Source organism: Chryseobacterium lathyri, assembly GCF_030812195.1.
Classification (GTDB): domain Bacteria; phylum Bacteroidota; class Bacteroidia; order Flavobacteriales; family Weeksellaceae; genus Chryseobacterium; species Chryseobacterium lathyri_A.
In genome coordinates, this window is the sequence record NZ_JAUSSF010000003.1 from 910,728 (window position 1) to 932,562 (window position 21,835).

The following is a 21,835-nucleotide window of genomic DNA, read 5'->3' on the forward strand; positions in this document are numbered from 1 at the left end:
ATGCTCTTTTTTTATGTAAATTTGAAGATACAACTGACATCGTCAGCTGAACATTTTAACTGTTATAAAATTTAAGATTATGCTGAACTTTGAAAGAAAAGGAAATGGAAAAGAGATTCTGGTACTGCTTCACGGCTTTATGGAAAACCTTTCTATCTGGAGTGATATGGAGCCACATCTTTCCAGAGATTTTTCACTGTTGAAAATAGATCTTCCCGGCCATGGCCAGTCCGACATCCTGGCTGAAGTCCACACTATGGAGCTGATGGCTGATGAAGTGAAAAAAGTTTTAGATCACGAGAAGCTTGATAAAGTACATCTTTTAGGGCATTCCATGGGAGGATATACTTCACTGGCTTTTGCAGAAAAGTATCCTGCAACTCTTAAAAGTCTGACTTTATTTTTTTCCACTTATTTTCCAGACGATGAAGAAAAAAAACAACAGCGGATCAAAAGTTACAGGATCATCAAAGATTCTTTTCCCCATTATGTACGGGCGGGAATTCCAAATCTTTTCAATCCCAATGAAAGAGATGTTCTGGAAGGAAAAATTGAAACCGCACTTGAGACCGCACTTTCTACCAACAATCTGGGAGCTCTTGCCTGTGTAAAAGGCATGGTGGAAAGAACGGACAAAAAAGATGTCATGCAAAACCTGGAAGCAAAAATTCTGATATTGGCAGGAAAACACGATAATGCTGTAAAAACAGATATGATGATCAAACATCTTCCGGACAGAACCAATATAAAATCCTATATCCTGGACTGTGGACACAATGGGCACTGGGAAAAACCCAGCATCTGCGCAGAAATTATCAATGCGGAACTTCTTCATAACCTTCCCAAGAAATTAGTCCTGTAATAACCCGACAATGGCTTTATTGGCCGGTGCATATCAAAATTTCTTGTATCTTAGTAAGGAATAATTATTTCAATGGGCTTATTCTCGTTCAAAAAAAAGAAACTGCCGGTCATCGGCCTTACGCTTTCCGGTGGAGGTATGCGCGGAATTGCCCATATCGCAGTACTGAAAGCACTGGAAGAATATAATCTGAGACCGCATATCATTTCTGGAACCAGCGCCGGCTCTATTGTGGGAGCATTTTATTCCTTCGGAAAATCGCCGGATGAGATGATGGATATTGTAAAGCAAACGACATTTTTTTCAAGGTCTTACCTGAAACTTTCTAAAAACGGTATTTTCAGCTCTAATTTCATCTTAAAACTTTTTAATGATCATTTTCCAGAGAATGATTTTAAAATCTTAAAAATCCCCGTTTATGTTGCAGCTACAGAAATGACCCACGGAATTGTGGATTTCTTTTCGGAAGGTGAGCTTTTCGGACCGCTTTTGGCCTCAACAAGCGTTCCGTTTATTTTGCCTCCTGTGAGAATGGGTGAAAAAATATATGTTGACGGAGGCGTTTTGGATAATCTTCCTATAGAGCCGATCATTGACAAATGTGATTTTTTAATTGCCTCACATGTCAATTCAATAAGCTATGATGAATTAAATAAAATGAGTCTTATGAAGGAATTCGACCGTATCCTCCATTTAGCGATCGCCAAATCGGTCTACTCCAAAGCAAAGTCGTGTGATATTTTTTTAGATCCACCTAAAATGACAAAATTCAGTTTGTTCAGTAAGAAAAACCTTGATATCATGTTTCAGGAAGTATATGAATACACCTGTAAAGAACTTGAAAGCAAGGGATATACTAAAGATATGAACCTCGGAGTGTAAGTAGTTTACTGACCGAAATCAGTCTGTATTTTCATACGACAATTTCTTATAATTCCTCCTGCTCCAGCCTTTTCTTAAATGTCTCGATAGTATCCTGAAGAGATTCATCAGATTTTCCACCTGCTGCATTGATGTGTCCGCCGCCACTGAAATATTTTCTGGAAAACTGATTCACATCCACATCATCCTTACTTCTGAACGAGATCTTGATAAAATCATCATACAGGTCTTCCATAAAGAAAGCCGCCATTTTAACTCCCGCAATGCTCAGTCCATAGTTTACAAAACCTTCTGTATCTCCTTTCTGAAAGCCAAATTCCTTTAGCTCATTTCTTGTAAGAGACAGCACGGCCACTTTGCCATCATTCACCACTTCTATCCTTCCTAGTACGAGAGCAAGAAGATGAAGACGGGAAACCGTATTGGTATCCCATGTATTTGAGGTTATAACGGACGGATCAGCTCCTTTTTCTATCAGATGAGCAATAATCCTGTGGGTCGTTGCACTTGTGGAACGGAAACGGAAACCACCTGTATCTGTCATGATTCCTGTATAAAGACATTCTGCAACATCCTGGTTCACCAGCTTTTCATCTTCCATTGCTTCAATAAAATGATAGATCATCTGCGAAGTAGCAGGAATTACCGTATCAGAATATACAAAGTCAAAATTTTCCGGTTGCTGATGATGGTCGATGAGAATCTTCTTAGCTTTAGATTTGCTTAACCATTCGCCCAGCAGCCCTATCCTTGAAGGAGAATTAAAATCAAGGCAGAAGATAACGTCTGCCCCGCTGATCAGATCAAATGCATGCTTTCTCTTATACTCGCCGATGATCACCTTTTTAGATTCCGGCATCCATTTCAGAAATTTCGGAAAATCATTGGGAACAATTACATCAGTCGGAATTCCTTTTGCCCCAAGATAATGCTTTAATCCCAGACTGGAACCTATGGCATCTCCATCCGGGTTATAGTGGGTAAGGATAATTATCTTATTTTCGGGCGTAAGTAATGTATTGATATCTAAAAGTTCTGCTGGTGTAAACATCGTGTGTTTATTTTTCTTTAAATTTGAGTTTTCAAAGATAGAGCTTTTAAATAAATCAGCTAAATATTATTTCTTTACACAAAATTTCGTTTCTTGGCACAGTTTGTCAATATTGGAATAAAAAGCATTTCAAATAATTTCTAAAAAAAGATGAGTAAAATTTGTAACTTTTAAAAATTTCTATATCTTTGCAACCTGAAAATTAATAGATTAATTACGATTTAAATATATAGTAATGAGTAAAAGAACATTCCAGCCATCAGAAAGAAAGAAAAGAAACAAACACGGTTTCAGAGAAAGAATGTCTACGCCAAATGGTAGAAGAGTTTTGGCAGCAAGAAGAGCTAAAGGCAGAAAGAGTTTAACTGTTAGTGCAGCCCGCGCTAAGAGATAATATCTCGAATTATCATATACAGATCATGCTTGAAAAGAAGTTTTTCAGGCATTTTTTGTTGTTAAACTTTCCTAAAGTTTAAGGTTTTTAAGCTTCTTTTTTCTATTTTTAAGATCTGAAAAAATATTTTAGAAATAGCACTATAAAATTGAATTATGCCGCATACACATATCTCCGGAGATAATATTATAAGCTTACAGCACGCAAAAATTGCGCAAAAAAACTTCACTGTTCTTTCTGATGTTAATCTTAACATCAAAAAGGGCAGATTCTGTTACCTTATCGGAAAGACAGGTTCCGGAAAAAGCTCCCTTCTGAAAACACTTTACGGACACATTCCTTTAGCATCAGGACATGGAGCTGTGGTAGGTTTTGAACTTGCCAAGCTGAGACCTTCAGATATTCCTAACCTGAGAAGAAAACTAGGGATTGTATTTCAGGACTTCCAGCTTCTTTCCGACAGAACAGTTGAAAAAAACCTAAAATTCGTTCTTGAAGCCACAGGATGGAGCGATAAAATAAAAATGGAAGACCGCATCAATGAAGTTCTGGGAAGCGTAAATATGAAAAGCAAAAAGCACAAGATGCCGCATGAACTTTCAGGAGGCGAGCAGCAACGTATCGCTATTGCAAGAGCTTTACTGAATCATCCTGATCTGATCTTAGCGGATGAGCCGACAGGAAATCTTGACCCGGAAACATCCAACGAAATCATGACGCTTCTGAAGCAGGTAGCCCTTGAAAACGGAGCTGCTGTAGTAATGGCAACACATGATTATCATATGATACAGAACTTCCCGGGTGAAGCCATCAGATGTGAAGACGGAAAAGTATCAGTATTGGATACTGCAGAATTATTTGAGTAAAATTAAGAAAAAAATAGAGACCGAAAGATAGCTGATCTGGATTATCTAACTTCTAATCTCTAGCTTCTATTTTCTAAAGACATGAAACTCCTTCGTGAGTTCAAGATATTGGTCCGAGTATTGTCTCGGACTTTTTTCTATTACAAAATCAGATTCCTCGATTCTTCCTTCTGCGAACGAAAATTCAAGAACTAATCTTTTAGTTTTTGAATTTTCAATCCCTTTAATATTAACTTTTCGTTTTAAGAATAAACGGTTTTCTGACGCTATTTCAATAAAAACACTGCCGGCTTCAACAGGGATAATAACCGACAGAACACCATGATCAGACAGAAGTTTTGCAGATATTGAAACAAGCTGCTGAAAGTTCAGCTCTACAGTCTGACGTGCTATTTTATCTTTATCAGATCCGGATTCTTCGAAATAAGGAGGATTTGAAACAATCAGGTCAAATTTTTTTTCTGTTTTAAAAGTTTTAAGATCCTGATGGATATTTTTCAGCCTTGAATAAAAAGGAGAATATTCGAAATTCGTTTTTGTTAGCAAAGCTGCATCTTCATTGATATCAATCCCCAGAAAAGAGGCGTGAGCATTTCTCTGAGCAAGCATTAATGAAATCAGGCCGGTTCCGGTTCCTATCTCCAAAACTTCTGAAGCACCTTCTATATCAGCCAAAACACCCAGCAAAACACCGTCTGTGCCTACACGAAAGACTTCTTTTGACTGCTGAATTTCAAAATATTTAAATTTAAAAGGCTTCACTATAAATTTGTAGGTAATGTAATAGTAAATGTAGACCCCTTCCCTACTTCTGATTTCACTGCGATCTCCCCTTTGTAGTCTTCGACCATTTTTCTTACCATAGAAAGCCCAAGCCCCATACCGCTGTTTTTAGAGGTGAAATTAGGCTCAAATATCCTTTCGTACATATTTTCAGAAATCCCGATTCCGTTGTCCTGTACGGAAATCATTACCCTTCTCTGATGCTGCTCCACATCTACGTTAATGATCAGTTTACGTTCATCACTTTGGGCCTGTTTTGCATTGGTGACAAGGTTGGTTATAATCCTGGAAAGATAAATCCTGTCCATATTGATCATAATATTGCCTTTATTGGAGTGCATAAAAATACTGTCATCATTGAAAACACGCAGAATATCTTCAACCTCAGTATTAAGATTGATGACTTCATTATTTTTTTCGGGAAGTTTTGCAAATTCCGAGAAAGCTGAAGCAACAGTCGCGATCAGATCAATCTGATCTACCATGGTTTTGCTCATCTGTTTTACCCTTTCTCTGATGTTTGGATTTTCAGGATCAAATTTTCTCTCAAAATTCTGGATGGTAAGTTTCATTGGGGTAAGAGGGTTCTTAACCTCATGGGCGACCTGTTTGGCCATTTCCCTCCAGGCTTCTTCAGACGCCTTGAAACGTAATCTTTCTTTTTGGTCCTGGATCTGCAGGATCATTCTGTTGTAAGCTCTTGCCAATGCATTAAGCTCATCGTTTTTATAGTATCTGATAGGCCGCATTTCATTTTCAAATAATGTAATACGGGTGATCATATCAGAAAATTTAGTGATATTTTTAGCCAGACTGTTAGATGTTACCCAGCTTATCCAGATACTGAACAGAATCAGGAAAATATCCACCAATAAGATATATTTAACGTATTGATGAAGAACATCAAGATAAGCAGATTCATTGTGATACAAAGGAATATATACAATTCCTATGGGCTCAAGCTCATTATTTTTTAAAAGAAGATAAGAGGAAGTACGTCCTGCATCTTTGGTCTTGTCATACCCTTTAATATCAACTCTGGAATCAGTAGCCAGAATTTTATTGACTATATTGAGCGGAATGACTCTCTGGTCAATAAGACTTTCATCTTTATTGGAAAGAAGATAATTTCCTTTCAGATCATAGATCACAATATCATGCTGGTTGATATCTGCTATTTCAAAAATCTTATTTCCCAAAACTTGTGGCAGGTCCTCTGTCTCCACAAGGGTGCGGCTCACAGCATAATCCAGATACCTCATCACCGCATTGGTCTTCTCCTGCATATCAATATTACTCTGCTGCAGGGAGTTATTCCTTAAAACAAAATAAGGAACCAGCGATGTAGCGACAACACTTAAAAAACATACGAGTAAGAATCCGAAAAATACCCGGTTCCTTAAACTGTATCCTCTGTATTTACTTACTGGCATCCTATTTTTTAATTAACCTAGCAATATACTTACCAATGATGTCAAATTCTAAATTAACTTTATCTCCGATTTTAAGATGCTGCATATTTGTAAACTCCCAAGTATACGGAATAATGGCTACAGAAAACTGTGTGTCTTCACTTTTTGCCACTGTAAGGCTTATTCCGTTTACCGTAATGGAACCCTGCGGAACAGTTACAAAACTACCATTGTCTTCATATTTAATGGTAATAAAATAGCTTCCGTCCTTGTTTTCAATTCCTGTTACTTCACCGGTTTTATCAACATGTCCCTGCACAATATGTCCGTCTAACCTTCCATCCATCTTCATGCATCGTTCAAGATTTACCACAGTACCCACATCCCATTTTCCAAGGTTGGTCTTTTCCAGTGTTTCATTGATTGCCGTCACCACATATTGGCTATCTTTAATCTCTACAACTGTAAGGCAGCACCCGTTATGAGCAAGGCTTTGATCTATTTTCAGTTCGCTTGTAAAAGGGCATGTTAATGTGAAATCTATGTTGCTTCCTTTTTCTTCAATCTTTTCAATAACACCAACTGCTTCAATAATTCCTGTGAACATATTATTTTTTGCTAAATTTGTAAATTATAATCTTCAAAGATAATCAAAATGAGCCCAAAAAACCATAAAGTACGAGTAGGAATTTCAATCGGTGATTTTAACGGCATCGGTCCGGAGATCATCATGAAATCCCTGAGTGACAAAACCATTACGGATTTTTTCACTCCGGTGATTTTTGGCTCGGGAAAGTTATTTACCTTCCAGAAGAATATTTTCAAGCTGAATCTGAATTTCAACTACATCAATGAAGCATCACAGGCTCAGGCAGGGAAACTCAATATGGTGAACCTCACCAAAGATAACGTGAATGTAGAGTTGGGTGTTCCTACAGAAGAATCTACCAAAATGGCTATTGATTCTCTGGAACTGGCTACCGAAGCCTTAATGAAAGGAGAGATTGACGTGCTTGTTACAGCACCTATCAACAAGGATGAAATGGTAAAAATGGGCTTTAAACATGCAGGGCACACAGGCTATTTTGAGGAAAAATTCAGTAAAAAGGGGCTGATGTTCTTGGTTACAGAAGATCTTAAAGTAGCGGTATCCACACACCATATCCCGATTGCCAGTGTTGCAGAAAATATTTCCAAAGAAAAAATAAAAAAACAGATCAGAGCTCTGAATCAGACATTAATCGAAGATTTCTGTGTACAGAAACCGAAAATCGCAGTATTAGGACTGAACCCTCATGCAGGAGACGGAGGCGTAATCGGAAAAGAAGAGATCGAGATCATAGAGCCGGCAATAAAAGAGCTTTCTGACAACGGAATACTGGCATTTGGACCTTATCCTGCTGACAGTTTTTTCCAGCCTAATAAATACAAAAGTTTTGATGCTGTTTTAGCAATGTATCATGATCAGGGACTTGCTCCCTTTAAAACATTAGCCTATGAAGAAGGCGTAAATTATACGGCAGGACTTCCGTTTATCAGAACTTCACCGGATCATGGAGTCGCTTATGATATCGCCGGAAAAAACATGGCTGATGAACAAAGTTTTACTGAAGCTATCTTCACTGCTATTAAAATTTTCAAGAACAGAAGCGAATATAACGACCTGATGAACAATCGTATGCAGCCGAGAAAAATGGTTATTGATAACGGAGTAGATGAAGATCTTCCAGACGAAAACGAAGGATAAATTGTTAAAACAAATTTTAAATTAATTTGTTATGAATTTTATTTGTTATTATAAAAAAATTGCATATTTTTGCACACTCATTTTATGGACAAGTTAAGAAACTATGACGTAAGCTTTTCCGGACTTAAAAACGGTAAGCACGTGTTCAAATTTGAGATAGATAAAACGTTCTTTCAATTATTTGACACTGAACAGGAATTTACAAATCCTAAAATAACAGCAGATGTTTTTCTTGAAAAGCATACTACATTTTTAGAATTTGAGATCAAAGTACATGGAACAGTAGAACTTATTTGTGATATCACAAATGATGAATTCAACTATCCTATTGAAAACGAGATTAGAATTTTGGTGCATTTTGGTGAAGAATACGACGACAGCAATGAAGACGTCATTACCATCCCAGCCTCAGATCATGCATTCAATGTGGCGCAGCTGATCTATGAAAATGTACAGCTTTCTATACCGATGAAAAAGATTTCACCGAATGTAAGCGATGAAGATCTGGAAATTCTGAACAGGTTCAGTCCAAAAGATATTGAAGAGCCTGAGGAGGAAAATTATAATAGCGATCCCAGATGGGACGCGCTAAGAAAGTTAAAAGATAATAATTAAATAAAATAATTTAAATATGATGAGATGATGAATCTCATCGCTCATCAATTAAAAAAGTTATTCAAAATGGCACATCCTAAGAGAAGACAGTCGTCCACAAGAAGAGATAAGAGAAGAACTCATTATAAAGCAGTAGTTCCTCAATTAGCTAAAGATGCAACAACTGGTGAACTTCACCTTTACCACAGAGCTCACTGGCATGAAGGAAAACTTTACTACAGAGGTAAAGTAGTATTGGAAAAAGAAGTAGCAACTACAGAAGAAAACTAAGAGTCGCTTTTCATTAAAAAAGCCTCATTTTAATACAAAAACCGCCCAATTTTGATAAAATTAGGCGGTTTTTTGTTGTTTTTTGTGTTTTTTTGGTATCTTTGGGACAAAATCAAATATCAAATTTATGGACATTAAAGACATACAGAATCTTATTAAGTTTGTATCTAAAGCTGAAGTTTCAGAAGTAAAATACAAAACTAAAGATTTCGAAATCACTATTAAAACTCCATTAGCCGGTAGCGATGCGGTTTATGCACAGCCTGCAGTTTACCATACAGCTCCTCAGGCTGCATCGGCTCCTGCTCCTGTAGCAGCTCCGGCAGCGGCTCCTGCTGAAAAAGCGGAAGCAGCATCTGATGACAGCAAATATGTAGCTATCAAATCTCCTATGATCGGTACTTTCTACAGAAAACCATCACCGGATAAAGATGTATTTGTAAATGTAGGTGACGAAGTTTCTGCAGGAAAAGTAGTTTGCGTAATCGAAGCAATGAAGTTATTCAACCAGATCGATTCTGAGATCAGCGGAAAAATTGTTAAGATCTTAGTAGACGACGCCACTCCGGTAGAATATGACCAGCCTTTATTCTTAGTAGACCCATCTTAATTTAGAGTTAGATGTTAGACATTAGATGTTAGACTTAATTCTGCATTCAAAATAACATTATCTAATTTTCAAATTATCTAATTTTCAAATTGAAGAAGATGTTCAAAAAAATATTAATAGCCAATCGTGGCGAAATTGCAATGCGTATTTTACGTACCTGCAAAGAAATGGGGATCAAGACCGTTGCGGTATACTCTACTGCAGACAAAGACAGCCTTCATGTAAGATTTGCTGATGAAGCAGTTTGTATAGGTCCTGCTATGAGCAAGGACTCTTACCTTAAAATCCCTAATATTATTGCGGCAGCAGAAATTACTAATGCTGATGCCATTCATCCAGGTTACGGATTCCTGTCTGAAAATGCCAACTTCTCCAGAATCTGCCAGAAAAATAACATCAAATTCATTGGTGCTTCTCCTGAACAGATCGAAAAAATGGGTGATAAGGCAAACGCCAAAGCAACGATGAAAGCTGCAGGAGTACCATGTGTACCCGGTTCTGACGGATTAATCGAATCTTACGAGCATGCTGTAAAAGTAGCTGAAGAAACGGGATATCCTGTGATGATCAAAGCTACTGCAGGTGGCGGCGGAAAAGGAATGAGAGCCGTATGGAAAGCTGAAGACCTTAAAGATCACTGGGAATCTGCAATTCAGGAAGCTGTGGCGGCCTTCGGAAACGGAGGAATGTACATGGAGAAACTGATTGAAGAGCCAAGACATATCGAGATTCAGGTTGCAGGTGACCAATTTGGTAAAGCATGCCATCTTTCTGAAAGAGACTGTTCTGTACAGAGAAGAAACCAGAAACTGACTGAAGAAACTCCTTCTCCGTTCATGACTGATGAACTTCGTGAGAAAATGGGTGAAGCTGCCGTAAAAGCTGCTGAATTTATTGGATATGAAGGGGTGGGAACTATTGAATTCCTTGTAGATAAACACAGAAATTTCTATTTCATGGAAATGAATACAAGAATTCAGGTGGAACATCCTATCACTGAACAGGTAATTGATTATGACCTGATCAGAGAACAGATCCTTCTTGCTGCAGGAACGCCTATTTCAGGAATCAACTATTACCCGAAATTACACTCAATTGAGTGTAGAATCAATGCTGAAGATCCTTATGCCGACTTCAGACCTTCTCCCGGGAAAATCACAAGATTAAATATTCCCGGCGGACACGGAATCAGAGTAGATACTCACGTATATTCAGGATATACCATTCCTTCCAATTATGACTCAATGATCGCTAAGCTTATTACTACGGCTCAAACCCGTGAGGAAGCTATCGCTAAAATGAAACGCGCATTGGAAGAATTTTATATTGAAGGGGTAAAAACAACTATTCCTTTCCATAGACAGCTGATGGATAATGAAGATTATCTGGCCGGAAACTATACAACAAAATTCATGGAAGATTTTGTAATGGATAGAAAATATGATAATCACTAAGATTATTGATATATAAATGTAAAACTGCCTCATTTCTGAGGCAGTTTTTTTATGCTTGATTCTACAATGACTTATTTTTTTGAATAAAAATTTATATGTATTTCAAGACCCCATCCAATCGTCCTATCCATCGGGAGTCTACAGATCCTTAATATAAAAATACATAAATCACTGATTTTTAGCCAACAACAAACCTAACAACTGTTAGTCGAAGAATTACGACACTTTTTAAGATTTCCTCAATTTTTTTTTCTTGATAATATAATTACTTCTAAATTTGGTGACATAAGATATCAAATCACACAATATTAACATTTAAAATTTACTAATCATGGCAGAAAGAAATTCAAGAGGAATTCTAAAATTCAATGGCGGTGAAGGACAGAAGTTATTAAAACTTAACTACAGTGTATCCCGTTCTACAGATGTATCAGGAAGAGTGGCATCAGATCCTTCTAATGCATTGATCAAAATTACGGTTGAAGCTACAGAAAAATCAGATATTCTGGAAAGTCTTCTTAACGGAAAATACAAGCCTACAACCGGAGAGGTTACATTCAACAAGTCTCATGAAGAAGGAACACTGACTACTTTGAAATGGGAAAACGGATATGTTATCCAGCACGAAGTAGATTTCGATGCGGTAGATGACAACAGTATGTACATCAGCTTTGTAGTAAGTGCAGAACTTATTGATCTGGGTAATTCTTCTTATAGAGCAGAATGGCCTACATCTTAAGAATCTAATTTCTAAATCAAAACATCAGACAGAATGGTAAACCGAAGTAAGGGATACTATTCTGTCTTTTTTGCTGTATTGAAAAAATACTGTTCTTTAAAAGATTGCAGTGTGTATGAACATGAACCAAATATAACAAAACACTGTTCTAAAAATAATTCAGATCATGCCGGAAAGATATAAAACCTACACCGTCTGGTCAGGAAAGAAATATTTTCTAAAACAGCACATCCCAACGTGAAAATACACTTTAAATACTATCCTGTACCGTATTACGTTTTTGTTCATGCATCTCATTAATAATGCTTAAATTTGTCAAAAACCAAAACATATGTCAACAGCAGCAACAGCAAAAAACTCACAGTATTTTATTGACCTTGAAGACAAACATGGAGCCCATAACTATCACCCTCTGCCAGTGGTCCTTGACCGAGGAGAAGGCGTTTTTGTATGGGACGTGGAAGGCAAGAAATACTATGATTTTCTTTCAGCATATTCTGCTGTGAACCAAGGACATTCCCACCCCAAAATAGTAGCCGCACTTGTAGATCAGGCTCAGAAACTAGCCCTGACCTCAAGAGCATTTTACAATTCAAAATTAGGCGAATACGAGAAAAAAATTACTTCCCTTTTTGGATTTGACAAGGTACTTCCTATGAATTCCGGAGCTGAAGCCGTAGAAACGGCCGTAAAATTAGCCAGAAAATGGAGCTATGAAGTAAAGGGAATTTCAGAAAATGCAGCCAAGATCATCGTATGCGAAAATAATTTCCACGGAAGAACAACTACCATTGTTTCTTTCTCCAACGATCCCGATGCTAACCAAAACTATGGCCCCTTCACACCAGGATTCATAAAGATACCTTACAATGATACTGCAGCGTTAGAAGAGGTGCTGAACAGAGAAGCAGAAAATATCGCTGCATTTTTAGTGGAGCCTATTCAGGGTGAAGCCGGTGTTTATGTTCCGGATGAAGGTTTCCTGAAAAATGCTTCTGAATTATGTAAAAAACATAACGTACTGTTTATTGCAGATGAGGTACAGACCGGTATTGCAAGAACAGGACAACTGATTGCCTGCCATCACGAAAATGTACAGCCTGATATTCTTATTTTAGGGAAAGCCCTTTCCGGAGGAATGTATCCTGTTTCTGCAGTGTTGGCCGATGACAGCATTATGAATGTGATTAGACCAGGACAGCACGGTTCTACATTCGGAGGAAATCCTGTCGCGTGTGCCGTAGCAGTAGCAGCATTGGATGTAGTTGCCGATGAGAAACTTTCCGAAAGAGCAGAACATTTGGGCCAGCTTTTCAGAGCAGAAATAGAAAAGATCATTAAAGAAAACAGTCTTATTACCAAAGTAAGAGGAAAAGGCCTTTTGAATGCTATTTTGATTAATGATACTCCAGACAGCTCTACAGCATGGAATTTATGTCTGCAGCTAAAGGAAAATGGTCTTTTGGCCAAACCTACCCATGGTAATATCATCAGATTGGCACCACCTTTGGTTATTACAGAAGAGCAGCTTTTAGACTGTGTCAAAATCATTGAAAAAACTATTACAGAATTTCGTTAATGAAGTTATCAGTCTGTTATATTGTTTTAAATGGGGAAAGAATCATTGAAAAAAGTATCAGCAGCGTCTATGAGATAGCTGATGAGATTATTGTCGTTGATTCTTTTTCCACAGACAAAACTGAAGAGATCTGCACTGGGTTTCCAAAAGTAAAATTTATCAGAAAAAAATTTCACGGCTTCGGCTGTCAGAAAAACTATACCCTGTCTGAAGCTTCCGGAGAATGGATACTGTTTTTGGATTCTGATGAAGTTCCGGATAAAACTGCTGTAAATGCTATTAAAGAAGTTTTAACAACTTCCAGTCCTGCCTATAACGTATACGAAATCCACTTCAACAATATCCTGCTGAAGAAAACCATAAAATATGGTGGCTGGGGTAATGTGTGGAGAGAAAGATTCTTCAGAAAAGGCCACGGAAAATACTCTGACGATCTGGTGCATGAATGTTTTATTACACAGGATAAAAAAGGAAAACTTCCCGGAAATATTGATCACTACACCTATAAAAGCATTGCCCATCACATTGAAAAGATCAATAATTATACACAACTCATGGCAGAAAAAAAAGTTTTGAACGGAAAATCTGTATCTCTTTTTAAGATTATTTTTTCCCCGTTCTATGACTTTATGAAAACCTATTTTTTTAAGCTGGGCTTTCTGGATGGTGTTGCCGGATTTTATATATCGATTACCGGAGCATTTTACACCTTTCTGAAATACATAAAAATAAACGAGATCTACAAATTCAAATAAATATCTTTCAGATTAAAATAAAAACAGTCAGCTTAATTGTATTATAGCCGGCTGTTCTATTCTGCGTATTTCTTTTTCCTGTTTGCTGTCCTTACTTAATACACCTTCTTTAATTTTGAAGTTAAATCTTATTTTAATATATTTTTAAGCCAGTGCGTTCAATATTTAATTAATTTTGAATTCTGTAACAGATGTCTTTTTTTGTAGACTCATATATTATTCAGGGAATCAGTTAGTCGGTAATAAATACAATTATATAGCCCGTAAATAATTTTATCGACAATCATTCCATAAAACATACGGTTTATACATTCAGATAACCATGCTCAGATTTGTCAAAAGGACACTCGGATTTTCAGGAACAGAAAGTGTCCGTATTCTCATGTATCATAAAGTTCTGCCGGAGAAAAAAATTTCCTGCAGAGATTTGCTGACGGTTTCAGCAGAAGATCTGGAACAGCAATTTAAGTACATTAAAAATAATTATAACACTTTATTTTTTAATGACCTGAAGGCTAATGGCCAGCTGAAGCGCAAGCTTATACTCACTTTTGATGATGGCTATCTCAACAATCTTCAGTACTTGGTCCCATTGTTGGAAAAATATCGCTTGAAAGCCACAATCTTCATTCCGACCGAACTTATCCAGGAAAATGAAACAAGTGAAAACCGCCAGTTAATGACCTTTGATGAGATCAGGTCCCTCAACCCTGAAATTGTGGAAATTGCACTTCACAGCCACTCTCATAAGAACTATTCGCAGATCTCACTGCAGGAAGCAGCAGATGATATTCATAAAAATATCCGTACCCTTGAAGAAAATGAAATACCGTTTACCAAGGTGCTCGCTTACCCTTATGGCAAATTTCCTAAGAAAAGAGAACAAAAAAAAGAATTCTTCTCCATACTCGAAAAGGCAGGAATTATTTCTGCAGTACGCATCGGTAACAATATTGCCTACTATCCATGGAAAAATAAATTTGAGATCAAAAGGATTGACATCAGGGGTGGTGACAGTTTTGATGTATTTAAGTGGAAATTAAGGCTCGGAAAGATTAAGCTTTAATTCAGCAGCTCATTGTAAAGTTTTTCATAAGCTCCGGCCATTTCAAGGTATCCGAACTTTATGGCTCTCTGCTTTAGCTGTAAGGCATATTCAGCCGTCCTGGAACCATAAGTCTGCATTCCGTATGCATAAACCTGCTGCATATGCTCCACTGAAAAGTCGTCAAAATAAAAAGCCAGATCCCCTCCAATTTCAGGAAGGCTGGTTAATTTGCTTAAAAAAACAGGCTTTCCAAAATACATGGCCTCAACGGGAGGAATGCCAAAACCTTCTGCCAATGAGGGATGACAATACGATTCGCAATGCTGGAGAAGAAAATATTTTTCATTATTATCTATATTTTCCAAAATATGCACTTTCCCTTCCAGTCCCAGTATTTTTATTTTCTCTAAAAATCTCTCTTTATAGGCAGATTTTGCAGATGAAGTTACCAATACAAGATGCCTGTCATTTTTTGAAATAAGGTCTAAAAGCGCTTCTTGATTTTTTTTTGGGAAAAGCACCCCGATATTTAAAATATATTTCTTCCCGATGAAACCGTAAGTATGTTCAGAAGTGAACTCTGTGGTTACAGGAAAAACCAGTCCGTTATAGATCACTTTTACTTTAACATTGTTTTTTAAAGTAAAAAATTTCCTGTTCTTAAGAAAATCTTCTTTTACAAATTCTGAAATACAAACTATGGCATCTGCATTACCTATATTTTTCTGAACCAGTTTTGTATATTTTTTTACTTTTTGTTCCGAACTTCCATCGTGAAGAAAATTAAGATCATGGAGCGTTACTACCTTTTTCTGCCCTTTTTTTACAATATGAAAATATTTGGAAAGCTGATGAGCGGTATGGATCAGGGAAAAAGATTGAGTATTTATAGAAAATTTCTTCTGCCAGAACTTCCAGTTGATAATATTAAAGTTTTTTTTTGTCTGCGGAATATTTTTTTTTGGTCCGTAAAAAGTATACTCAAAATCAGAGGGTTTCTCGTCCAGACCCTTTATTAATGAAACACATACGTTGGCGATTCCCGACTTCGGGTACTTCAATCTTTCGGCATCAATAAGGATTTTCTTTTTCATTCCGGTCAGGCTTTTCATCAAAAATATAAATTTAAATATGAAATTTTTATTTTTGCAGTATGAAAATTTGTTTAATCAGCTTCGATTTCTGGCATTATGATGAACACATAGTGGAAAAACTGAGTGATAAAGGCATTGAAGCATGCCATATCAACATCGGAGCCTTTACCCACAAAAATACGGGAGAGCGTATAAAAAACACGTTCAGCAAGATTTTTCTGGGCAAAAATCCGAAATATCACAAAAGACAAAGTTTCATACTGGAATCTCTGGAAAAAATAGGGCGACAGGATCAGATTCTGGTCATCAATCCTGAGGCTATTGATGAGAGCATCCATCAGAAAATCAGAGAATATGCAGACCGGAACATTGCCTACCTCTATGACAGTATGGCAAGAAACCCAGCTACACATCTTCTTCATTATTTTGACACGATTTTTTCTTTTGATGATGAAGATGTGAAAAACTTCGGATTCGAAAAGATCACCAATTATAATTATCTCGATCATATTCCGGCAGCCAAACAGTGTCCGAAGCTGGATCTGTTCTACATCACGTCTTATGACCAAAAAAGGCTTTCTGCGTTGAATCTATTAATTAACCGTATACATCCGATGAAAATAAAATTCGAGGTCTATATGGTCGGTAAAAAAGGCTGGAAAAATAAACTGAACCAGATCATTGATAAGAAGAATATTGATATCTTAAAGTTCGGAAGAAAAAAGATACCTCATCACGTACTGCCTGCCTATTATAAGAATACTAAAGCAATCCTTGACCTGATGCGGGCCGACCAGACCGGGCTCAGCTTCAGGATATTTGAAGCCATGGCCCTGGAAAAGAAAATTATTACGGATAATCCCACGATTAAAACGTATGATTTTTATAATCCCAATAATATTTTGGTACTGGATAAAAATTTCCGTAATCTGAAAAAAGATTTTTTCACTACGCCATACGAAAAACTGCCTGAAGAAGTTTATTATAAGTATACTCTTGACCATTGGGTGAACACTGTATTTAAACTGAATTCATGAAAGAAATTAAAAATGTGCTTATTGTAACCAGGGAATACAAATCATCCCGCACTCCTAAAATGGGCGGTACAGGCGTCTTTTATAAAAATTTATGTACAGAACTTGTAAAGAGGGGTATTTCAGTACATGTTTTCTTAATCTCAAAATATATATTTGATATAGAGGAAGATGGTGTAAAAATCCATTCTATCAAAGATATTTTCAAAGCCAATCCTCTTCTTGAGCTTGTAAGATCTTTTACAGGAAAACTGAAAATTCTTGAGCAGATTCATTTTAAAACCTATTTGTATGAGAAAAAAGGCATCTCTGATCAGATCAATGCCTGGATCAAGAAGAATAGCCTCCATTTTGATATTGCAGAAACCCATGATTTCGATGGTCTGGCACTTTCTATCCCTAAAGAAATTCCTTGTGTGATCAGATGCCACGGCTCGTGGTCTGTTCTGGAAAAATATTTCGGTTACAAAAAAGTTCATAAGGGAAGAATCTTTTGTGAAAAAGAAGCTTTTAAAGGCCAAGAAAATATCATTACGATATCCCGGTACAATGAGAAAATCAATAAAACACTGTTCGGTATCAAAGATCCGAAACTCATTTACAATGGCATTGATGAAACATTCTACAAGCCTGCAGAAAATGTAGAAATTTTTCCTAAATCTGTTTTCTTTTTAGGGAATGTTTCTTTTGAAAAAGGCGCAGAAACTTTGATCAATTCCTTTATTAAGCTTAAAAAAAACCATCCGGAAGCGTCACTCCATTTTATCGGGAACTCTAATCATTACCCTACCTATATCACTGAGAATATTCAGGACATGGAGACCCGGAATTCAATTCATTTTTATGGTAATAAATCGGGAACGGAAATTGTAGAGCTCATCGGCAAAGCAGAGGTGGTGTGCTTCCCATCTAAAGGTGAAAATTTTAGCTTATCTTTGCTTGAGGTAATGGCCATGCAGAAACCTATTGTATGTTCTGCAATAGATTCCTTTAAAGAAATTATAGAGGAGCCTATAAACGGCTTGATTGCCGAGGAAGGAAACTTCCATGAAAAGATAAGTCTCATTTTTGAAGATGCTGATCTGAGAAACAGGCTATCCGTTAATGCAAGAAAATTAGTAGAATTAAAATTCAGCATTGATAAGATGGTTGATGAAACGGTACATTATTATCAGGAGATTATATAGAAAATACAGTCTGTCTATCTACAGAGATAACCCGGATTTCTTAGTTCATCCTAAGTTTTAGAATATGAATGCGCAGGAACAAATTGAAAATTTAGAAAAACAGCTTAAAGCACTTAGAAAAAAATATTATATCAAATCCTTTTTCAGAAAAGCAAAAAGGCTTGTAACCGATTTTTTGCCGCTGGATTCTGTCCCGTCTGAATACTGTACGGAAAGAATCAAGATCATTGAAAAACAAGAGGTAGAAATTTTTCTCCCTAAAACCTTTTATGCTCCTCAGGCTTCTGTAAAAGCACCTAAAAATACCATAGAGATTTTTGCTCTTCAAAATGTACTGTGTATTCCTAATTCCACGTATTTCTTAAACCTGAAAAAAGATAAAATTTTTTATGAAAGATGGCATGATGATGACAGGATTACTTATGTATACAATACCACCAATTTAATACAACATTCCATGACTCTTGCAAAAGTAAAGAATTACAAGAATGTGTATTATGATGATGAAGCTATTTTTATGGGTGGAACTTTTACGTTCAATTATTATCATTTTCTGGTTGATATTCTTTCTAAAGTTGAGTTTTTTAAATATATCCCCGACGCTAAGAATAAACTGATTATCATAGATGAAGAAGTACAAAAGGTTGAAAACCTGAAAGACCTACTGATGTTTTTTCTGAAGGATTATAAAATTCTATTTCTCAACAACAATAAAAATTATTACCAGTTCAAAAAGCTGTGGCATATCTCGAGTATCAATTATGCCATCCCGAACATTATGCCGGGCGAAAAATATGAAGCCGGATTTGCAAAATTATCGAAATCCTCTTTGCAGTATCTTAGAAAAACGGCCTTTGATAATCTAGACCTAAGCAAGGTCCGTATCGAGCCTATTAAAAAAGTATTTATTTCAAGAAGATCACAGTATAGAAAATATAACGATCATGAAATTTTTGAAACAGCAAAAAAATATGGGTTTGAAAAGGTTTTCTTTGAAGACCTTAACATTCACGAGCAAATATACCTGGTCAATAAGGCTGATTATATCATAGGGCCAACAGGAGCGGCATGGACCAACATCCTTTTTACAAATCCGGGAGCCAAAGGATTACTTTGGCTTAGTTCTGTTTGGGGGGATTTCGCTATTTTCTCTACATTGGCAAAAGAAATTGGCCTTGATTTACACTTTTATATTTATCCTCAAACAAGTAAAGATTTTCATGAAGATTATAGGTTGGATCCCGAAATTTTCTCAAATGAACTAAAACAACTTTTAAGCTTATGATAAATATACATCCTACTGCAGAAGTGCTAAGCAAGTCTATTGGTGAAAATACAATGATATGGCAGTACTGCGTTGTGCTTCCCAATGCCGTAATAGGTGAAAATTGTAATATCAACTATAATGTTTTCATAGAAAATAATGTTTATATTGGAAATAATGTTACTATAAAGCCGGGAGTACAAATATGGGATGGGATTTCTATTGAGGATGATGTTTTTATTGGGCCCAATGTAACTTTCACCAATGATAAAAAGCCTGTATCAAAAAATAAAAATTTCACTTTACTAAAAACCATTGTCAAAAAGGGAGCCTCTATTGGAGCAAATGCAACAATACTTCCGGGAATTACCATTCATGAGAATGCAGTAGTAGGGGCAGGAAGTGTTGTGACAAAAGATGTGCCTGCCGGAGAAACATGGTTTGGAAATCCGGCAAAAAAACAAATCAAATGAAATGCTTGAAATAATCTAATGATAGCTACTCGTAGCTGGATTGTTTTATGATAATCAACCATGTGATTTTATAATCAGTTTGATAACAGAATTTTATTTTTGCAGTATGAAAATTTGTTTAATCAGCTTCGATTTTTTGGCATTATGATGAATACATAGTGCAGATAGGAAATATATGACAAATATGGATTCGGTACCCAATTATAATAAAAATCAGATTTTCTCTTATGGAATATTACTTTTATCAGGTCTGTATTTTGCCTTCATAAGTGCTTACTCTATCAATCAGGCTGATTTAGGGTTTCAGTTATCTGCAGTGGGAAGATTAAAAACAGGGCAGATTATTTATAAAGACTACGATTTTATCCGTCCTTTTTTTGGGGTTATTTTTTGGGATTATCTGCTGAAGGTTATTCCGCTTCAGTTTGATTATTTAATTTTAATCTCTAGAATCCTTGTCATTATAGAGAGCTTTGTCATTTGTTCTGTCATCCAGAAGCTTATCTTTGATAAGAAGGATTTACAGACTACCGTATTTCTGGTATTATGTTTTCTTCACACCTTCCCTATCATGCCCTGGCATACTATAGATGGAATTTTCTTTGCCGTGCTTGCTTTGCTGTTTTATAAAGAAAAATGGTATCTGAGTTCACTTCTTTTTATTGCATTTGCTTCACTTACCAAGCAATCGTTTGCTATTTTCGGACTGGGCGCATCAGTCATTATCCTTTTTGATCTGTTTAAAAAATTTGTGATTACAAAAAAAGATCTCTACCTCTTTATTCCTTCTTTTTTATTCTTAATTGCAGTACTGTTTCAGTATCGGATTATTGAAAATTTCAACTTATTTATAGAACAGGTTTTACAACCTGCGTCTCCATCTTATGTTTATGAGGGCTGTATAGCACCTTACTTTTCTTTTGAAAAAAAATTTCACACCATACTTTATATACTTTCATTAGCCCTTATCTATTTTATAAACATTAATAGAAAAGTATTTGAAATAGCATTGGTGGTTGTATTGCCTGTCTTTATCATATATCCTTTTTTTAATGACGGGCAGTTTAAGGGGACTTATGTTTTGTATGTCATCTTATTTATCTTATTTCTCAAGTATGAACGGCAAAATAAATTTATATTTTTATTGCTGTTTCTAGGATGGTGCTCTTCCATATCCTGGGGATATAATACACCTGTTTTTTTTATTTTAATTCTTCTTTACAAGTTTATAGAAAAGCAAGACCGGTTTTTCCTGCTTTTATGGGGAATCGTATTAACCGTTTTTTCAATATACAGAGGCAAGTACCCTTATCATTCTGAGAGTCTTACATCTAAACATGTTTTTATTAAAAATGCTCCGGCAGTTTCAGGATTGTTGGTTTCTGAAAAAGAATACTCTTATATCCTGGAGGCACAACAGATACATAAAACACATAAAGATGTTATATTCTTACCTGCCTCTCCTCTTTTGGATATTATTAACGCAAGTTTTTTAAACCGTGCGTCATGGGAAATGGATGTGGAATATCCAAGCTGGAAATCCGATCTTCAAAAATTAAAAACAAACACAATAGCAGTAGATAATAATCTCCTGCATTACTATAAAGAGGGCTTCTTTGTCAGTTCAATGACTCTTGAAATGATGAAACAAAAAAAAGCCATCAAAAAGACAAAATATTTTACCATTTTAAGGTAATTAAACTCATCCTATCTAAA

Annotated in this window: 23 protein-coding genes; 18 read left to right on the forward strand and 5 right to left on the reverse strand. The window is 36.2% G+C overall.

Translation table 11 applies throughout. The features are described from left to right. Nucleotides 1-79 precede the first annotated feature (79 nt). Nucleotides 80-862: an alpha/beta fold hydrolase gene (locus J2T03_RS19405; protein ID WP_307220980.1), complete on the forward strand. Its 783-nt coding sequence runs from the start codon at nucleotides 80-82 to the stop codon at nucleotides 860-862. Nucleotides 863-934: 72 nt separating this feature from the next. Then, on the forward strand, nucleotides 935-1,744 hold the full coding sequence (locus J2T03_RS19410; RefSeq protein WP_306845432.1) for a patatin-like phospholipase family protein: 810 nt from the start codon (nucleotides 935-937) through the stop codon (nucleotides 1,742-1,744). Nucleotides 1,745-1,790: 46 nt separating this feature from the next. Here J2T03_RS19410 and J2T03_RS19415 read toward each other — a convergent pair whose 3' ends face one another. Then, nucleotides 1,791-2,795, reverse strand: a complete 1,005-nt coding sequence (locus tag J2T03_RS19415; protein ID WP_306845434.1) for a DHH family phosphoesterase — start codon at nucleotides 2,793-2,795, stop codon at nucleotides 1,791-1,793. Nucleotides 2,796-3,030: 235 nt separating this feature from the next. Here J2T03_RS19415 and rpmH point away from each other — a divergent pair, with 235 nt between their 5' ends. Then, nucleotides 3,031-3,189 carry a 50S ribosomal protein L34 gene (gene rpmH / locus J2T03_RS19420; protein ID WP_034701860.1) on the forward strand — a complete coding sequence of 53 codons (159 nt, stop codon included), beginning with the start codon at nucleotides 3,031-3,033 and terminating at the stop codon, nucleotides 3,187-3,189. Between the two features lie 155 nt (nucleotides 3,190-3,344). Continuing rightward, complete coding sequence (locus tag J2T03_RS19425; RefSeq protein WP_111955548.1) at nucleotides 3,345-4,055, forward strand: cell division ATP-binding protein FtsE; 711 nt, start codon at nucleotides 3,345-3,347, stop codon at nucleotides 4,053-4,055. A 66-nt stretch (nucleotides 4,056-4,121) separates the two neighbouring features. On the opposite strand, the gene J2T03_RS19430 is transcribed toward J2T03_RS19425, so the two are convergent. Genes J2T03_RS19430 through J2T03_RS19440 form a run of 3 tightly spaced genes read right to left on the reverse strand, consistent with a single transcriptional unit; the run spans nucleotide 4,122 to nucleotide 6,857 of the window. Further along, complete coding sequence (locus tag J2T03_RS19430) at nucleotides 4,122-4,817, reverse strand: tRNA1(Val) (adenine(37)-N6)-methyltransferase (RefSeq protein ID WP_307220981.1); 696 nt, start codon at nucleotides 4,815-4,817, stop codon at nucleotides 4,122-4,124. Further along, nucleotides 4,817-6,271, reverse strand: coding sequence for a sensor histidine kinase (locus J2T03_RS19435; protein ID WP_306845444.1), 1,455 nt, complete (start codon nucleotides 6,269-6,271; stop codon nucleotides 4,817-4,819). The genes J2T03_RS19430 and J2T03_RS19435 overlap by 1 nt, the downstream gene beginning before the upstream one ends. A gap of 1 nt (nucleotide 6,272) precedes the next feature. After that, nucleotides 6,273-6,857, reverse strand: coding sequence for a riboflavin synthase (locus J2T03_RS19440; protein WP_307220983.1), 585 nt, complete (start codon nucleotides 6,855-6,857; stop codon nucleotides 6,273-6,275). A 48-nt stretch (nucleotides 6,858-6,905) separates the two neighbouring features. Here J2T03_RS19440 and pdxA point away from each other — a divergent pair, with 48 nt between their 5' ends. From pdxA to J2T03_RS19485, 9 genes are all read left to right on the forward strand, one after another. Beyond that, nucleotides 6,906-7,997, forward strand: coding sequence for a 4-hydroxythreonine-4-phosphate dehydrogenase PdxA (pdxA, locus tag J2T03_RS19445; RefSeq protein ID WP_307220985.1), 1,092 nt, complete (start codon nucleotides 6,906-6,908; stop codon nucleotides 7,995-7,997). Nucleotides 7,998-8,081: 84 nt separating this feature from the next. Further along, a complete protein-coding gene (locus tag J2T03_RS19450) occupies nucleotides 8,082-8,612 on the forward strand; it encodes a YceD family protein (protein ID WP_306845450.1) in 531 nt (176 codons plus the stop codon). Nucleotides 8,613-8,678: 66 nt separating this feature from the next. Then, complete coding sequence (gene rpmF, locus J2T03_RS19455; protein ID WP_007843326.1) at nucleotides 8,679-8,882, forward strand: 50S ribosomal protein L32; 204 nt, start codon at nucleotides 8,679-8,681, stop codon at nucleotides 8,880-8,882. 127 nt (nucleotides 8,883-9,009) lie between these two features. Further along, nucleotides 9,010-9,492 (forward strand): acetyl-CoA carboxylase biotin carboxyl carrier protein, encoded by a 483-nt coding sequence (gene accB / locus J2T03_RS19460; protein WP_306845456.1) that lies wholly within the window; start codon nucleotides 9,010-9,012, stop codon nucleotides 9,490-9,492. A 98-nt stretch (nucleotides 9,493-9,590) separates the two neighbouring features. After that, on the forward strand, nucleotides 9,591-10,946 hold the full coding sequence (accC, locus tag J2T03_RS19465; RefSeq protein WP_306845457.1) for an acetyl-CoA carboxylase biotin carboxylase subunit: 1,356 nt from the start codon (nucleotides 9,591-9,593) through the stop codon (nucleotides 10,944-10,946). Nucleotides 10,947-11,277: 331 nt separating this feature from the next. Continuing rightward, complete coding sequence (gene tssD / locus J2T03_RS19470; protein WP_306845459.1) at nucleotides 11,278-11,685, forward strand: type VI secretion system tube protein TssD; 408 nt, start codon at nucleotides 11,278-11,280, stop codon at nucleotides 11,683-11,685. Nucleotides 11,686-12,016: 331 nt separating this feature from the next. Continuing rightward, nucleotides 12,017-13,264, forward strand: a complete 1,248-nt coding sequence (gene rocD, locus J2T03_RS19475; RefSeq protein ID WP_306845461.1) for an ornithine--oxo-acid transaminase — start codon at nucleotides 12,017-12,019, stop codon at nucleotides 13,262-13,264. Beyond that, nucleotides 13,264-14,019: a glycosyltransferase family 2 protein gene (locus J2T03_RS19480; protein ID WP_306845463.1), complete on the forward strand. Its 756-nt coding sequence runs from the start codon at nucleotides 13,264-13,266 to the stop codon at nucleotides 14,017-14,019. Before rocD ends, J2T03_RS19480 begins: the two co-directional genes overlap by 1 nt. A gap of 322 nt (nucleotides 14,020-14,341) precedes the next feature. Beyond that, nucleotides 14,342-15,085 (forward strand): polysaccharide deacetylase family protein, encoded by a 744-nt coding sequence (locus tag J2T03_RS19485; protein ID WP_307220987.1) that lies wholly within the window; start codon nucleotides 14,342-14,344, stop codon nucleotides 15,083-15,085. Here the strand turns inward: J2T03_RS19485 and J2T03_RS19490 are convergent. Further along, the gene (locus tag J2T03_RS19490; RefSeq protein ID WP_307220990.1) at nucleotides 15,082-16,161 is read right to left on the reverse strand and encodes a glycosyltransferase family 4 protein; all 1,080 of its coding nucleotides are present in this window, start codon (nucleotides 16,159-16,161) and stop codon (nucleotides 15,082-15,084) included. The two genes, J2T03_RS19485 and J2T03_RS19490, sit on opposite strands and share 4 nt — an antisense overlap. Nucleotides 16,162-16,220: 59 nt before the next feature. On the opposite strand from J2T03_RS19490, the gene J2T03_RS19495 reads away from it, so the two are divergent. From J2T03_RS19495 to J2T03_RS19515, 5 genes are all read left to right on the forward strand, one after another. Then, nucleotides 16,221-17,198 (forward strand): glycosyltransferase family protein, encoded by a 978-nt coding sequence (locus J2T03_RS19495; RefSeq protein ID WP_306845469.1) that lies wholly within the window; start codon nucleotides 16,221-16,223, stop codon nucleotides 17,196-17,198. Next, complete coding sequence (locus J2T03_RS19500; RefSeq protein WP_307220992.1) at nucleotides 17,195-18,382, forward strand: glycosyltransferase family 4 protein; 1,188 nt, start codon at nucleotides 17,195-17,197, stop codon at nucleotides 18,380-18,382. The genes J2T03_RS19495 and J2T03_RS19500 overlap by 4 nt, the downstream gene beginning before the upstream one ends. Nucleotides 18,383-18,446: 64 nt before the next feature. Next, a complete protein-coding gene (locus tag J2T03_RS19505) occupies nucleotides 18,447-19,667 on the forward strand; it encodes a glycosyltransferase family 61 protein (protein ID WP_307220995.1) in 1,221 nt (406 codons plus the stop codon). Beyond that, complete coding sequence (locus tag J2T03_RS19510) at nucleotides 19,664-20,119, forward strand: N-acetyltransferase (protein WP_306845475.1); 456 nt, start codon at nucleotides 19,664-19,666, stop codon at nucleotides 20,117-20,119. Before J2T03_RS19505 ends, J2T03_RS19510 begins: the two co-directional genes overlap by 4 nt. A gap of 184 nt (nucleotides 20,120-20,303) precedes the next feature. Further along, complete coding sequence (locus J2T03_RS19515; protein WP_307220996.1) at nucleotides 20,304-21,815, forward strand: hypothetical protein; 1,512 nt, start codon at nucleotides 20,304-20,306, stop codon at nucleotides 21,813-21,815. Nucleotides 21,816-21,835 lie beyond the last annotated feature (20 nt).